Raw genomic sequence first — 14,828 nt, forward strand, 5'->3', positions numbered from 1 at the left:
TAATAAAATAAATAGGCAGAGCAATCATGCTTTGTCTATTTTTTTATAAAAATTAAATATTTTCTTAGTAAGGGGATTACCCCTATTTTTTTTTGCATTTTTTCGTTACAATAGAGAAGCGAGACTTTTCTCATATGGAGGATTAACGATAAATGAAAAAAATGAGCTTTTTAGATAAATTAAAAAATAACAATGAAGAACCAATGACCCAAAAAAGTAAAAAATCACATATTCCCTTTCGACTGAACTTATTGTTTTTCGTGATTTTTGGTTTATTTGTGGCATTGATCGTTCGCCTAGGTTACTTGCAGATCGCTGAAGGACAGCAGTATGCGCAAAAAGCTGAAGAAAATTCAGCGCTAAAAATCAAAAGTAGTGCACCGCGGGGCGAAATTTACGATGCAAAAGGCAACCTTTTAGTAGGAAATAAAGCTAATTTGGCAATCACGTATACACGTGGAAAAAAAGTTCAAGCAAAAGATTTAGTGCCGATTGCAAATAAGGTTAACGACCTGATTCATGTACCGGCAGATGAATTAACAGAACGTGATAAAAAAGATTTCTGGTTGGCTAATCCGGATAATTTGAAAGCTGCTCAAAAACGGTTGACTGATGCAGATAAGACAGATGAAAAAGGCAACAAGATCACGGATGAAGGAACCTTATATGTTAAAACTGTCGAAAAAGTAACACCGGAAGAAGTCAATTTCGATGAACATACTATGCAAGCTGCTACGATCTTTAAGCGGATGAATGCTGTGCAGGAACTAAATACAGCGTTCATTAAAAATGAAGGTGTTACTCAGGATGAAATTGCGATAATCGGTGAGCATACCTCAGAAATTGCCGGAGTATCGACTGGAATGGATTGGGATAGAGATTATCCACATGACACAGACCTTAAGAACCTTTTAGGCAAGGTATCTTCTCAAAAAGCCGGCTTACCTGCAGAAGAGGCAGACGAGTATATTGCTAAAGGATATGAATTAAATGACCGTGTCGGAACAAGTTATTTAGAAAAACAATATGAAGATGTACTCCAAGGTAAAAAAGGGGTTTCAGAAGTAACCTTAGATAGTAAGGGAAAAACCATTACACAAACACCTGTTACAGAAGGAAAAAAAGGTGAAAACTTAAAACTAACTATTGATATGGCTTTCCAGGCGAAAATCGAAGAGGTTGTGAGAGCACAGTATCAACAATTACTAGCAACAGGAAATGCTGCTTATTCAGACGGTGCCTATGTTGTTGTAATGAATCCTAAAACAGGTGCTGTGATGGCAATGGTGGCCTTAGATCGTGATTTAGCGACAAATGAGCTGACCTCTAATCCTTTGGCCACGATTAATAAAGCTTTTGAGCCAGGATCAGTGGTAAAAGGCGCAACGATTTCAGCGGGGTATGAGCAAGGGGTAATTTCTGGAAATGATGTTTTGATCGATGAGCCATTGCAAATATATGGAAGTGAACAAAAATCATCTGTGTTTAATAAGGTTCCAGGTAACCAAATACCACTTAGTGCAGAGCAAGCTTTAGAGTATTCCTCAAATGCTTATATGATGAAATTAGTTTTAAAAATGATGAAGACAGATTATCAATATAATATGGTCTTACCGTATAAAACAGGCGATCCAACCTTATTTAATGTATTACGTCAAACATTTGGCGAATATGGTATGGGTGTTTCGACAGGAATCGATATACCAGGCGAATCAACTGGTCTTTCTAATAAGGACTTTGATTCTGAATATGCGCCAATGCCAGGTCATTTACTTGATTTGTCGTTTGGACAATATGACACGTATACAGCAATGCAATTAGCACAATACGCTTCAACTGTGGCAAATGGCGGGACTAGAATTGCACCGCGTGTAGTTGATGGGATCTATGAAAATAAAGCAGACGGATCACTTGGAGAGCTGAAAGAAGAACTGAAACCTAAAGAGTTGAATAAAGTTGATATTTCTTCAGAGCAAATGCAAATCATCCAAAATGGGTTTTATGATGTTGTTCATGGTAATGGCATCTTTACAACTGGTAAATATATGCAAGGAGCAGCACTTGATATCGCTGCTAAAACAGGGACCGCCGAAACCAATGTTGGCGAGCATGTAACTGTTAACAGTAATGTCGTTGCTTATGCGCCGTATAATGATCCAGAAATCGCTGTAAGTGTGATTTTACCCCACTTAACGAGTGAAAGTACTAGACCAAACCAATCAATGGTAACAGCGATTGTTAATGCCTATGCTGAGTATAAAGCACAATAAGATTTGTAAAGTAGTTTTCCTTTACAAATTTCACTAAAAGGGTAGAAATTCTGGAATAAACATGATATGATATTTGAGGCTAAGAAATATCTTAGAAATACAACATTAGATATAGGAGGGAAAGCATATGCGCGTAAACATTACTTTAGAATGTACTTCTTGTAAAGAACGTAACTATCTAACAAGCAAAAATAAACGTAACAATCCTGATCGTTTGGAAAAACAAAAATATTGCCCACGTGAAAGAAAAGTTACTTTACACCGTGAAACAAAATAAGGTTTTGTATCATTACACTAACTTCTTATTAAATAAGGAGTTAGTTTTTTTTATCCTATTTATTGAAAAATAGTAATTGACTAGGCGGCTTTAAAAAAAGAAACAAGTAAATTCAAAATATACTTTCCTTTATGTAGAGTTTTATTTATACTATTGAGAATGGGATGTTGGTTATACAGTGAATAAAGTTTAAGAAAACTTAAAAATTTTATTAATGATGTCTGTTAGATGCCAAATGTGTTACAGAGTTGTAAAAGGAGTTTTTGTATGAGAAAGAAAATGTTGGTTGTTTGGTTGTTAATGTTAGTTTTCCCAATTGTTTGTTATGGAGAAGACATTGAGGAGCCTGCTACTGAATCAAGTTTTAATGCTTTAAATGATTTGACGAGTCGGTATGCTCGTAAGCAGGTATTAGATGGTACAACGACAAGTGTTAAAAAGAAAAAGGCAGAGGTTTATTTGGAATTTCCTTTTGATAATAGTCCCTATGTGGCTTTTTCAACATTTTTATTGAATGGTCCAACACATCATTACAGTGGCTTTATTGAAACAATCTACTATCGTGATAAGATCAAGATCAAAGATATGTATTATGAGAAAAATCCAGTAAAAACAGATAAAATTGGGATTTATTCAACAGATTTATGTTTTACTTCTAATGAAGGAGTTATTTACCATTACAAAAATGTGCCGTATTTAGTGAGTAGCGACCAAATGACAACCTTTTTTTCAGAGGTAGATTTTAATAAAGAGCATAAAAAGATCTCTGGTAAAATTAAAATGCCAGCATCAAAAAATACATATCAAATAGAACTATTCTATACGGATAATGATGAGTACCATTATCAAGAAACGACTGCTGATAAGAATGGTGTGTTTAGTCTTTCTTTGAATCGAGAGGGGATTGAAGGAAAGATGTATCTTAGGAGTAGCGATGGTTTAGGGAATTATGCCAATGCTTGTGATATCGATAAGACGGGAATGATAGGTTATCCGGTTCCACGAGAAGCCTTAAAGGTAATTGAAGCAAGCTATAAGCAAAATACAAAAAAAGAAACAAGCGTTGTCAAGATAGTGATTACTATCGTTTCAAGAATGTTACTTGTCATTCTGTTTATTCTTGTTTTACTACGTTTACGAGTGATTATAAAGCGTAGACAAAGAAGAAAAAGAGTGAAGTGAAATAGTTCTAATTGAAATTGCTTTTATTCGCCAACCGCATATAGAATAGCTATACTAAGAGTTAAGATAAGATTGTTTTCACACATGGTAGGGGTGCTTTTGTGAAATCGTAGATCTGTCTTAACTCTATTTGTAAGCAGGAGGTATATTTGTGAATTCAGTTCGTTTTAACCAATTGTATCTGCTTGTAACAGGGATCATCCTAGTTGGACTTGGTGCGTTTATCCAAAATCAACCAAGACTAGTCTTTTCTTTTTTTAATTTATTGATTCCAATTCTTTTAGTGATCGATGCTGTTTCTCACTTTTTTCAACGTGAAGAACATAAAAAAGAAAGACTGATTCGCAGTCTTTTAGAAATTACATTGGCGATCTTTTTTGTTATTTCAACACTTTCCTTTGATGTTTTGACGATTCTATTCGGAGTCTATATCGATATTAAAAGTGTAGCATTGCTCGCAAAGTATTGGACATATAAACAGAATAGTTTCGCTGGTCGATTGAATCTATTGGTTTCAGGTATTGGAGGAAGTATCATTGGAACCTTGTTGCTTTTTTCCGCATTTTTATCTAGAAATCAAATTCTGACTTGTTTAGTTGTTTATTTTGTTTTGTTGGGTGTGATCAATATTTGTCTGGGTATGAGATTATTTTTCCCAACAAAAACTATTGATCAGCTTAAGCGAAAGATTCGTTTGACGCCGCCAGTTTTTATTGAAGCGTTGATTCCACGATTTGTTTTGAAAGAAACAAATACTTTATTAGAACCTGATTCAGCCGGAAAAAACGATACTATTGCTAAAATTCAAGAAACAAAAGAAGCTATTAAACCGGATTTGGAAATTTTCATCCATGTAACTGAAAAAAGTTTTGGATCGATTGGACACATGGATCTTTCTTTTGAAGGGGAAATTATTTCATATGGGAATTACGATAGGGATTCGATTCATCTTTTTGAAACAATTGGTGATGGTGTTTTGGTAACGGGTGCCAAACGGGATGAATATATTCCTTTTTGTATCAAGCACGATCAAAAAACATTGTTTTGTTTTGGCATTAAATTAACAGATGAACAACGTGAGGGGATTCGAGCAAGTATAAATGATATCCGCCAAAGTTCTTATGATTGGGCATCTCATTTACAGCGTGATCCACATGGAAGCTATACAGATTATGCCAGCTTATTAACCAATTTGTCCAACTGCCAGCTCCATAAATTTCATCATGGAGCATTTAAAACCTATTTTGTTTTGACAACGAATTGTGTGTTACTGGCAGATACGATTTTAGGACCCACTGGAATCGATCTACTGACAATTAATGGTATTTTAACGCCAGGAACCTATCTAGAATTTTTAAGAAATGAGTTTAAGCGAGCCGATAGTAATGTAATCAGCTTTGAGGTTTATAATTAGGTCAGCTTTTAAGGAGAGAATAAAATGAAAATCAGTATCCGTCATCGCTATATCAAGAAAGTTCCAGTATTAGAAGTTGTGGCAGAAGAAAGTAAAGATCAAGTTTTGCCCTTGGTGATTTATTATCATGGTTGGCAGTCTGCCAAAGAATTGTCGTTAACCCAAGCAAGAAAATTGGCGAGGAAAGGAATCCGAGTGATTGTACCTGATGCAATGAATCATGGTGAGCGAAAAACTGGACCGATCTCACCAATTCCTTCGATAACATTTTGGGCAAGTATCCAATATAATATTATTGAGTTTGCACAATTAGTTCGCCATTTTGATAAACAAGGATTGATCGAATCTGGAAAAATTGGTGTTGGCGGTGTTTCTATGGGAGGCATTACAACTTGTGCTTTACTGACCCAACATCCGGAAATCAAAACAGCAGCATGTATGATGGGGACACCTAAACCATTGCGTTATATTGAGCGGGTGATGGAACGCTCAGCAGAAATGGATTTTTTTGTACCAAAAGATTTACCGTTATTGCTTAGCTGGGTAGCAAATTATGATCTTTCCAAAGTGCCAGAAAGATTGGCTCAACGACCTGTTTTATTTTGGCATGGTACTGATGACCCTAAAATTCCCTATGAAGATATGGCCAATTTTTACCAAATGATTGAAGATCAACCATATGCTGAAAATAGTCAATTTATAACGGGTGTTGGCGATGGGCATTTGGTCAAAGGTGAAATGATGGATGTTGTGGCTGAGTTTTTTGAAAAAGAATTAAAAAAAGAGGAACAGTTTGGCAGAGGAAATCGACTTAAATAGTAGCTACTTTCTCCTATAGTGTTTGATCACATGTGTTTGAAGCATGACGTTTAGCGTTACGTTTCAAACACTTTTTTACTTTACACATGAATATTTTAATTTTTCACAAAGAATGATTCTCTTTTTTAAAGGGTAAGCTATAATGGAATTAATAATAAAGAAAAATCATGGATAAAGTTAATTGGAGATGAACGCTGTGGTGGGTAAACAGAGAAATTATCGAGATATTTTTGTGAAAGAACAATTTTTTAGTGATTTTTATTTTTTTAATATTGGGCATGAACTTTGTGAAAGTAGACATCATCACGGACCAACGATGAGAGAAGAACACGTTGTTCATTATATTGTTTCAGGGCAAGGAGCTTATGAGGTTAATGGAATTAAGTATCGTTTAGAAGCTGGTAATTTTTTTATTATTAAACCAAATGAAATGACATTCTATCAAGCAGATGCTAAGGATCCTTGGGAGTATTATTGGTTTGGTTTTTCTGGTGCAATGGTCAAAGAGCTTCTTTATAGTAATGGGATCGGCTCCTCAGATTATGTAGGAAAAGTTGAGCAGACACAGGGAGTAAAAAAACTCTTTGAAGAGATAATGACTTCTAATATGTTTGATGATCGGGAGAAATTAATCAATCAAGCTCGTTTTCTTACTTTATTTTCTGGATTTAAGTTACAGGAAAAAACGATTCATTCTTCTATTTTAGAAAGCCGAAAACAAAAGTATAGTGAATCATTTTTGTTGTATGTAAAAAACAATTATTATCGTGAAGAACTTTCAATCAGTGAAATCGGTCATTCAATGGGCTTGAATAGTTCCTATTTGAGCCAAGTAATTAAGGGTGAAATTGGTTTTTCACCAATGGGATATTTAAAAGAGTTTCGTTTACAGAAAGCATCCATCTTAATGGAAACAACCAATTTACCAATTACAGAAGTTGCACTAGCAGTTGGATATAAGAGTAGTCAAACTTTTTCGAGAGCGTTTAAAAATCAGTTTGGTTGTTCACCATCCAATTTTTCTGGCCGAAGAAGATAAGAAATTGCATTATTTTTCTAAAATAATGTTATGTGAAAATGAAAGCGCTTCGATTATAATGAGTTTGTTGAGCAGCATTGAAAGATGTTAAAAAATACGGCAAAACATTGAGGACTTATCACATGATAAGAGTGGCTACAAAGCAACTGAAAAAGAAAATCTGCTTCTCTTTTTATTGTTTGATAAAAATGAAGCAAAAGCGAATTGACATGATATTACCTAAAAATTGGGGAGGAAAAAAAATGACAAAAATTTCTTTTATTGGCGCAGGCAGTACGATTTTTGCTAAAAATGTATTAGGGGATGCCATGCTCACACCAAGTTTACAAGCTTCAGAAATTGCGTTATATGATATTGATGAAGTCCGTTTGAAAGAGTCGGAATTGATGTTAAAAACGATCAATAAAAATTCGAATGCAGGACGCGCAAAGATCCAATCCTTTACAGATCGTAAAGAAGCACTACGTAATTCCGATTTTGTAATCAATGCAATCCAAGTTGGGGGCTACGAGCCAAGCACTGTCATTGATTTTGATATTCCAAAAAAATTTGGATTAAAGCAAACGATAGCGGATACAACAGGGATTGGCGGGGTTTTTCGAGGTTTGCGAACGTTACCAGTTATGTTTGAATTTGCTAAAGAAATTGAATCAGTTTGTCCGAATGCTTGGCTATTGAATTATACGAATCCAATGTGTATTTTGACAATGGGCATGCTGAAGGCAACGAAAGTCAAAACGGTTGGTTTATGTCATAGCGTTCAAGTTTGCGTACCAGAGTTGTTTAAACATTTAAAAATAGATCAAGAGTATGATTTAAATGATTTCCAATGGAAAATTGCGGGTATCAACCATATGGCTTGGTTATTGGAAATCACAAAAGAAGGGCAAGACTTTTATCCAGAAATCAAGCGATTGGCGAAGTTGAAAAAGGGACCTCATGATGACGCTGTCCGCTTCGAGTTGATGAAGCACTTCGGGTATTATGTCACCGAATCTAGCGAACATAATGCAGAATATCACCCATATTTTATTAAGAAAAATTATCCAGAATTAATTGAAACACTGAATATTCCAATTGATGAATATCTAAAGCGTTGCGTGAAACAAATTGAAGATTGGAAAAAACAGCGGGATGATATTGTCCACAATGGTTCATTGGAGCATCAGAGAAGCCGAGAATATGCTTCATATATAATGGATGCAATTACAACTGGCAATCCAACTGTGATTGCAGGGAATGTCTTGAACAAAGGCTTGATTACAAACCTTCCAGAAAATGCGTGTGTAGAAGTTCCCTGTTTAGTTGATAAAAACGGCATACAGCCAACTTATGTTGGCGATCTACCAACACAGCTTGCAGCTTTGAATCGCACGAATATCAATGTCCAAGAACTAACTGTTGAGGCCGCAATGACGTTGGAAAAAGAGAAAATTTATCAAGCAGCATTATTAGATCCTCATACAAATTCAGAATTATCGATTGATGAGATTAAGGCAATGGTAGATGAATTGATTGAAGCTCACGGCGACTATTTACCAGAATATCACTAAATAATTAGAAGAGGAGAATCTATCATGAAGAAAATAATTGTGTTGTCTTTACTAGTAATTAGCGGCGTGTTTATTGTTGGTTGCGGGGAAAATAAAGGCGATGAAGATGTGAGAAATGAGGGGAAACAAACGATCACCTACGCCATTTGGGATACGAATCAGGAAAAAGGGATGAAAGAAATGGCCAATTCTTTCGAAAAAGAAAATCCTGATATTAAAGTTAATGTAGAAGTAACACCATGGGATCAATATTGGACAAAGTTAGATGCAGCTGCCACAGGAGAGAGCTTGCCAGATGTATTTTGGATGCATTCAAATGAGTCATATCGTTACATGTCAAATGGAATATTGATGGATCTAACAGAGACTTTAAAAACGAGTAAAAAAACTAGTTTAGATAACTTTCCTAAAAATATTTCTGAGCTGTATGCTTTAGGTGGGAAACAATATGCTATGCCTAAAGACATTGATACAATCGGTCTTTGGTATAATAAAACACTTTTTGATAACGCCAGTATCAGCTATCCAGATGAAACATGGACTTTGGAGATATTTTTAGCAGCCGCTAAAAAGTTGACTGATGAGGAAAAAGGAATTTACGGCTTTACTGCTGTTAATAATGGTCATGAAGGGTATTGGAATTTCATTTTTCAAAATGAAGGGAAAATCATGTCAGCTGACCGCAAAACTTCAGCGTTTACAGATCCTAAAACAGTTGAAGCGATTCAATTCTATGCAGACTTGATCAATAAATATAAAGTATCACCAAGTGCTGATCAATTAGCTGAAAATAAACCTGTTTCTTTTATCCAATCGGGACGTTCTGCAATGGGATTTTTTGGTTCATGGATGTTGGCAGATTTTAAAGAGAATGATTATATGAAAGAAAATACAGATGTTGCTGTCCTGCCTCAAGGAATAAAACGAGCTTCTGTTTATAATGGGCTGGGGAATGCCGTTGCGGCAACCACGAAACATAAGGAAGCGGCTTTAAAATTTATTGAATATCTAGCTTCAAAAGAAGCAAATCTAATTTCAGCTAAAACCGGTGCTGCGATTCCAGCCTATGAAGGAACAGCAGATGAATGGGTCAAAAATACTGAAAACTATAATGTAAAAGCGTATGTAGACATGCTTGATTATGCAGTGATTCGACCATTCTCAAACGAAACTATTAAGGTAGAAACTGTAGAGACGGAAAAAATTGCTGATTTATTAAGTGGGAAAAAATCAGCTGAAAATGTAGCAAAAACAATCCAAACAGAGGTTGACGATATTCTAAAATAAGTGTTTGATACTTGTTTGAAAAGGTGGGGACGAGTATGGAAAAGAAAATAAATAGGTGCAAATACAATCAAGAAGAAATCCTATGGGGAGCGATTTTGATTGCGCCTACCTTGATGGGTCTAATCATTTTAAATATCAAACCTGCAATCGAAACCTTAATATTAAGCTTTCAAAAATCATCAGGTTTTGGTAAAACAGTTTGGGCAGGACTAGAGAATTATAAAAAGCTGATTGGTGATCCTGAAGTTACTCAGGCAGTAATTAATACTCTAGCTTATACGTTGATTGCGGTACCCTTTATCATTGTATTGTCATTAGTAGCAGCAGTTTTAATGAACCAAAAAGTAAAGGGCATTTCCTTTTATCGGACCTTGTATTTTTTACCAGTAGTAGCGACTCCAGCAGCTGTAGCTATGGTATGGCGTTGGTTGTATAATTCTGACTACGGAATTATCAATTATTTATTTTCATTGGTTGGACTAAAAGGAGCAAGTTGGCTGACGAATCCACACACATCTATTTTAGCGATTGCGATTGTAGGAATTTGGAGCACAGTTGGCTATAATATGGTGTTATTGTTATCTGGGTTGCAGGAAATCCCCAAGGATTATTATGAATCAGCAGAAATTGATGGTGCTGGTGCAATTAAACAATTTTTCTCAATTACCTTGCCCTTAGTTTCACCAACGCTGTTTTTTGTTATGGTTACAACGATTATCAATTCATTACAAGTCTTTGATTTGATTTTCATGATGATCGATAAAACCAATGCTGCATTGCCTAAAACGCAATCCTTGGTCTACTTGTTCTATAAGCAGTCGTTTATCATGAATGATAAAGGCTATGGTTCCGCGATTGTGATGGTTTTATTAGTGATTATCATGCTTATTACCGTTCTTCAAGTCAAAGTACAGAAAAAATGGGTCAATTATTAGAAGGGAGTAAAACAGATGAAATCACAAAAATTAAAAAGCAAAGTACTGATCAATTTACTGTTAATCTTGGGCGCTTGTATAATGGTTCTGCCTTTTGTTTGGATGATTTTAACGTCAGGAAAAACATTAGCCGAGTCTGTTAGAATCCCTCCAAGTATTTTACCAGAAAAATTTCAGTGGAATAATTTTAAGGTAGTCTTGGATAAATTACCATTTATTCAGTTTTACATCAATACTGCTTTAATGATCCTATTTCGAGTGGTTGGATCTGTTTTATTTAGTGCTATGGCAGCATATGCTTGTGCTAGACTACATTTTCCAGGAAGAAATTTGTTCTTTGGTTTAGTTTTGATGCAAATGATGATTCCTACTCAGATATTCATTATTCCTCAGTATTTACTTGTTCAAAAAATGGGTCTGTTAAATTCCATCCCAGCTTTGGTGTTACCTGGGATTGTTAGTGCATTTGGAACATTTTTGTTACGACAGTTTTTCTTAGGTTTACCAGATGAATTAGAGGAAGCAGCAAAATTAGATGGTTGTAATGTTTGGCAGACTTTTTTTAAAGTTATGCTGCCTTTAGCAAAGTCAGGCTTAGTTGCTCTTGCGATTTTTACAGCATTGTTTGCTTTTAAGGACTTAATGTGGCCATTGATTGTAAATATGTCACTAGATAAGATGACATTATCATCTGGTTTGGCAAATTTACAAGGTCAATATACAACCAATTATCCACAGTTGATGGCGGGGTCTTTACTTGCAATTTGGCCAATGTTACTAGTATTTGTGGTATTTCAAAAGAAATTTATTGAAGGAATTGCAACTTCTGGTGGAAAGCTGTAAATGTTGCTAGAAGTGACGAGTATAGAAAAGATTGGGACAAAAACTTCTTTGCTTATTTATGCTGCTCGATAATTTCATCAGATTTAGCGATCAATGATCAGGATAGTAGATACTTAAGAATAATGATTACTATATGATGTATTTGTTTGAAAATGTAAGATGAGTGATTATCAATTAATAAGATTACAGTTGATTTTTTTAGTCTAATTTATTGTATAGTCTGTTAATCAGCTGATAAAGGACAGTTATAAAATAACTATGAGGTTTAAGTTTTAAAAGTGATTTGTACTAGAAGAATAGCCGGGGTGATTTTTAGCGGATGGAATCCAACTATAAAAGAGGAAATCAAACGATTGTCAGTTTGATCTCCTCTTTTTGGCTGTTTAAAACGAAGAGCCAGGTTCTTTTAAGAATGCAATTTCTTCCTCTGTTGAACGCCTACCTAATACTTTATTTCGATGAGGATAACGACCAAAACGAATCAAAATGTCACGGTGTTTTTGTTCAAACTCAAGATTATGCTCCATTCCCTTTTCAGCAAAGCGTTTCAAGGCTTCATCATGAATGATTAACGACTCAGAATGCATCAGCGGCATATAAAGGAATGCACGTTGTTGTGTTGTTAGCTGATTCAAATTACCCGTGGCGATGGCTTCTTGTGTCAAAATCAAAGCCATTCCATCATAGGCAAAAGCTCGTGCATCATCACGAAATAAATTCCGAGAAAACTGATCTAAAACAATAATTTCAGCTAAACGACCGACCATACTTGTCCGCCAAGCTGATTTTTCTCCTTGAGCAACTTGTTCATGGATAGCTGAAAATCGAGCCTTGATTAATTTATCAAAAACTAAATCTTTCTTAAACCACTGACTTGGCTCACATTCCTCAAACCAGAATGTCACTATTTCATGATAGTCCATCTGCATCTCCTCCAATAATCTAGAATTTCCTTCCTAATCAAGTATAACATACGCTTTGTCATCGCTCTTTCGGATCAGAAACTATTATAAAATGATGTAAGAAAAAGAAACAAAGTAAATAAGTAAGAGAACCTCATTCTCCGGATTGCAGAAAATGAGGTTCTTTTTTGATGATTGAGTATTTTGACGATTATTTTAATTTGAATTTAACTTGTGTATTATCGCTAAATTGACCTTGATATTGGAATTGTTTGTAGCTTGAACCTTTACCTAATTTGTTTAAAATGTGTGAAGTGATTGTTTTTTCACTTCCAGCTTTTAAATCTAAACCAGCGATGATGCCTTCGATTTTTTCTGCAGCAGCATTACCTTGTAATTGGATTTTGTTTGATTTATCTTAATATTGTACTTTGATCGTACCGTTACTATTTACTTGGTACTGTAATTGAATTTGTTGTCCAGTTGTATAGGTTACTTGGATTTCTAATTTTTTAAGATCAGATTGTTCGGGGGGTTCAGGAACTTCTGGCGTTTCAGGTTCTTCAGGTGTAACTGGTGCTTCAGAATCTTTAGGTTCTTCTGGAGTTACAGGCGTGTCTGGCACGTAGTATGATTGTAAGCCAAATTCTGCTTTTACATACCCTTTAGTGATCAAAATAACTTTAAGATGTAAGTCTTTTTGATACGTCATTTTTTGTAATAAGTTGACTAATTTGTAATAATTTCTGCCAAAATCTCTGGCGATCACAGTAGCTTCTGCAGAAGAATAACCAGCAGCTTCCCATGTGCTTGCTTTAACCAATTCATTGTAAACAGATGCTACATTTGAAAACCTGTGTACTCTAAGATATCCGCTTTATTGAATAAAGTGATTGTCTTATTGTAGTTTGATTCCACTACTGTTGCTGCGTCCGCAGTGTTTGACACTACTGCCAAACTAGCTGAACATAAACTGATTGCCAATCCTGCAACCATCATACCTTTGAAAAATTTCAAAAAAAAAACCTCATCCTTTTTACTGCTATTTTATAAACAGTAGTATACCTGTCTCTTATACACATCTAGATGTGTATAAGAGACAGGTAGTATACCTATATTATTATCCAAAGAAAATATAAAGTAAATATATATGATAAGTTTATCATAATGTTTAAAATATAATTGTTTTTTATTAGATGTATCTGAATAAGAAAATCAAGTTACTAATTTATTCGATCATTATTTTTGCTATAATATGTAAGGATAAGAACTAAAAATGATGTGTGAAGGGATTTGTAATGATGAAGAAAGCAACAATTACTAAAACAGTTGATTTGTTGGATGGAGGCTGTAATGTTTGTGGCATTATTGAGAATGAAAATTATATTTTGACGATTGATGAGCAGGAAATTCCTTTAGAAGAGCTGACAGTCAACGCATTGATCACAGCGATTGTTTTGAAAAATGGATATAAGCGGAAATATGAGACGGATGTTATTGATGATTATATTTTGTATATAAAAGAAGGACATCAAGTTAGACTTAAGGAAGAGTATAATTTCCTGATTTATTCAAGTGATACAGCAAAAGTAGAAACGCAAGATCAAATAGTGGATGAAAAACAATTAGTTGAAAAAGTGAATGAAATCTTAGAAACGTTATTCAAGCTAGAAGAATTAGAGTTTTGTTTTTAAACTATCAAAAAGGAGTTCTTGCTAATTGCTGTGAGAACTCCTTCTTGGTATTTTTATTTATAAGTATTCTGTTTTTATTAATCTATTTGAAAATAATCAGACATCATCAATTTTTCAAACCGCTCTTGGGATGCAGCAATAGTTTCATCATGATCATAAACCAATAATTTAAAGTCTTCGGTTTTAGGAATATGTCTGAACGTTTCCGATTCTACCAGCAAAATCATTTGTTGACAAAGCCAATCAAGTACAGTTTGGATAGCTTCTTCATCTTCGACCCAATCATCAAATAAATGAAGAGAAGCAAACCGTTGATTTTCATCCCAGTCACCAGTAGTGTATTTCATCGTTTCAAGTTGTTCTCGGTCGTACCCTTTTTCTGTATAGTATTCAGTTGTTTCTTGCCAAAGGTCAACAGTATTGATACAAAGGTTGATTTCCCCTTCTTCATAGATATTACAGTCTAAGGCAAATGCATAAAATGTTTCATCAGAATGATCCAATAAATAATTATCAATACTATCTGTTAAAAAGCTAAAAAAGAATTCTTGTTGTTTCTCTAAAAAGTTTTCCATGGGTTCCTCCAAGCGTTTCGTCTCCTAAACATTGAAAC

The 14,828-nt window shown here is 34.7% G+C and carries 15 protein-coding genes; 11 read left to right on the top strand and 4 right to left on the bottom strand.

Features of this window, described 5'->3' with window-relative positions; translation table 11 throughout:
• Positions 1-152 precede the first annotated feature (152 nt).
• The 10 genes from A5819_RS10180 to A5819_RS10225 all read left to right on the top strand — a co-directional run bounded on the left by A5819_RS10180 (position 153) and on the right by A5819_RS10225 (position 11,619).
• The gene (locus A5819_RS10180; protein ID WP_086278689.1) at positions 153-2,270 is read left to right on the top strand and encodes a penicillin-binding protein 2; all 2,118 of its coding nucleotides are present in this window, start codon (positions 153-155) and stop codon (positions 2,268-2,270) included.
• Positions 2,271-2,397: 127 nt separating this feature from the next.
• Positions 2,398-2,547 (top strand): 50S ribosomal protein L33, encoded by a 150-nt coding sequence (rpmG, locus tag A5819_RS10185; protein WP_002296119.1) that lies wholly within the window; start codon positions 2,398-2,400, stop codon positions 2,545-2,547.
• A 267-nt stretch (positions 2,548-2,814) separates the two neighbouring features.
• Positions 2,815-3,729, top strand: coding sequence for a hypothetical protein (locus A5819_RS10190; RefSeq protein WP_086278690.1), 915 nt, complete (start codon positions 2,815-2,817; stop codon positions 3,727-3,729).
• A 151-nt stretch (positions 3,730-3,880) separates the two neighbouring features.
• A complete protein-coding gene (locus A5819_RS10195; RefSeq protein WP_086278691.1) occupies positions 3,881-5,143 on the top strand; it encodes an HdeD family acid-resistance protein in 1,263 nt (420 codons plus the stop codon).
• A 24-nt stretch (positions 5,144-5,167) separates the two neighbouring features.
• Entirely contained in the window at positions 5,168-5,962 is a 795-nt protein-coding gene (locus A5819_RS10200; protein ID WP_086278692.1) for an alpha/beta fold hydrolase, read from the top strand.
• A gap of 196 nt (positions 5,963-6,158) precedes the next feature.
• Positions 6,159-7,001, top strand: a complete 843-nt coding sequence (locus A5819_RS10205) for an AraC family transcriptional regulator (protein ID WP_176271404.1) — start codon at positions 6,159-6,161, stop codon at positions 6,999-7,001.
• 242 nt (positions 7,002-7,243) lie between these two features.
• On the top strand, positions 7,244-8,554 hold the full coding sequence (locus A5819_RS10210; RefSeq protein WP_086278694.1) for an alpha-glucosidase/alpha-galactosidase: 1,311 nt from the start codon (positions 7,244-7,246) through the stop codon (positions 8,552-8,554).
• 24 nt (positions 8,555-8,578) lie between these two features.
• Positions 8,579-9,841, top strand: coding sequence for a sugar ABC transporter substrate-binding protein (locus tag A5819_RS10215; protein ID WP_217808588.1), 1,263 nt, complete (start codon positions 8,579-8,581; stop codon positions 9,839-9,841).
• A 35-nt stretch (positions 9,842-9,876) separates the two neighbouring features.
• Complete coding sequence (locus tag A5819_RS10220; protein WP_086278696.1) at positions 9,877-10,776, top strand: carbohydrate ABC transporter permease; 900 nt, start codon at positions 9,877-9,879, stop codon at positions 10,774-10,776.
• Positions 10,777-10,791: 15 nt separating this feature from the next.
• Entirely contained in the window at positions 10,792-11,619 is an 828-nt protein-coding gene (locus tag A5819_RS10225) for a carbohydrate ABC transporter permease (RefSeq protein WP_086278697.1), read from the top strand.
• 383 nt (positions 11,620-12,002) lie between these two features.
• Here A5819_RS10225 and A5819_RS10230 read toward each other — a convergent pair whose 3' ends face one another.
• From A5819_RS10230 to A5819_RS19270, 3 genes are all read right to left on the bottom strand, one after another.
• Positions 12,003-12,542, bottom strand: a complete 540-nt coding sequence (locus A5819_RS10230; RefSeq protein WP_086278698.1) for a DUF924 family protein — start codon at positions 12,540-12,542, stop codon at positions 12,003-12,005.
• 397 nt (positions 12,543-12,939) lie between these two features.
• Positions 12,940-13,344 (bottom strand): hypothetical protein, encoded by a 405-nt coding sequence (locus A5819_RS10235; protein WP_086278699.1) that lies wholly within the window; start codon positions 13,342-13,344, stop codon positions 12,940-12,942.
• A 17-nt stretch (positions 13,345-13,361) separates the two neighbouring features.
• Positions 13,362-13,538, bottom strand: a complete 177-nt coding sequence (locus A5819_RS19270) for a hypothetical protein (protein WP_176271405.1) — start codon at positions 13,536-13,538, stop codon at positions 13,362-13,364.
• 281 nt (positions 13,539-13,819) lie between these two features.
• On the opposite strand from A5819_RS19270, the gene A5819_RS10240 reads away from it, so the two are divergent.
• Positions 13,820-14,215 (top strand): DUF4809 family protein, encoded by a 396-nt coding sequence (locus tag A5819_RS10240; protein WP_086278700.1) that lies wholly within the window; start codon positions 13,820-13,822, stop codon positions 14,213-14,215.
• A 77-nt stretch (positions 14,216-14,292) separates the two neighbouring features.
• Here A5819_RS10240 and A5819_RS10245 read toward each other — a convergent pair whose 3' ends face one another.
• On the bottom strand, positions 14,293-14,790 hold the full coding sequence (locus A5819_RS10245; RefSeq protein ID WP_086278701.1) for a hypothetical protein: 498 nt from the start codon (positions 14,788-14,790) through the stop codon (positions 14,293-14,295).
• Between the last annotated feature and the right edge of the window lie 38 nt (positions 14,791-14,828).

It is taken from the genome of Enterococcus sp. 7E2_DIV0204, assembly GCF_002140855.1.
In the GTDB taxonomy this organism is placed as follows: domain Bacteria; phylum Bacillota; class Bacilli; order Lactobacillales; family Enterococcaceae; genus Enterococcus_L; species Enterococcus_L lemimoniae.

Bases quoted from the DNA above. Each gene is read 5' to 3' on its own strand.
- A5819_RS10215 (WP_217808588.1), top strand. From the start codon at position 8,579: ATGAAGAAAATAATTGTGTTGTCTTTACTAGTAATTAGCGGCGTGTTT.
- A5819_RS10210 (WP_086278694.1), top strand. From the start codon at position 7,244: ATGACAAAAATTTCTTTTATTGGCGCAGGCAGTACGATTTTTGCTAAA.
- A5819_RS10225 (WP_086278697.1), top strand. From the start codon at position 10,792: ATGAAATCACAAAAATTAAAAAGCAAAGTACTGATCAATTTACTGTTA.
- A5819_RS10200 (WP_086278692.1), top strand. From the start codon at position 5,168: ATGAAAATCAGTATCCGTCATCGCTATATCAAGAAAGTTCCAGTATTA.
- A5819_RS10220 (WP_086278696.1), top strand. From the start codon at position 9,877: ATGGAAAAGAAAATAAATAGGTGCAAATACAATCAAGAAGAAATCCTA.
- rpmG (WP_002296119.1), top strand. From the start codon at position 2,398: ATGCGCGTAAACATTACTTTAGAATGTACTTCTTGTAAAGAACGTAAC.
- A5819_RS10180 (WP_086278689.1), top strand. From the start codon at position 153: ATGAAAAAAATGAGCTTTTTAGATAAATTAAAAAATAACAATGAAGAA.
- A5819_RS10245 (WP_086278701.1), bottom strand. From the start codon at position 14,790: ATGGAAAACTTTTTAGAGAAACAACAAGAATTCTTTTTTAGCTTTTTA.
- A5819_RS10230 (WP_086278698.1), bottom strand. From the start codon at position 12,542: ATGGACTATCATGAAATAGTGACATTCTGGTTTGAGGAATGTGAGCCA.
- A5819_RS10240 (WP_086278700.1), top strand. From the start codon at position 13,820: ATGATGAAGAAAGCAACAATTACTAAAACAGTTGATTTGTTGGATGGA.
- A5819_RS10190 (WP_086278690.1), top strand. From the start codon at position 2,815: ATGAGAAAGAAAATGTTGGTTGTTTGGTTGTTAATGTTAGTTTTCCCA.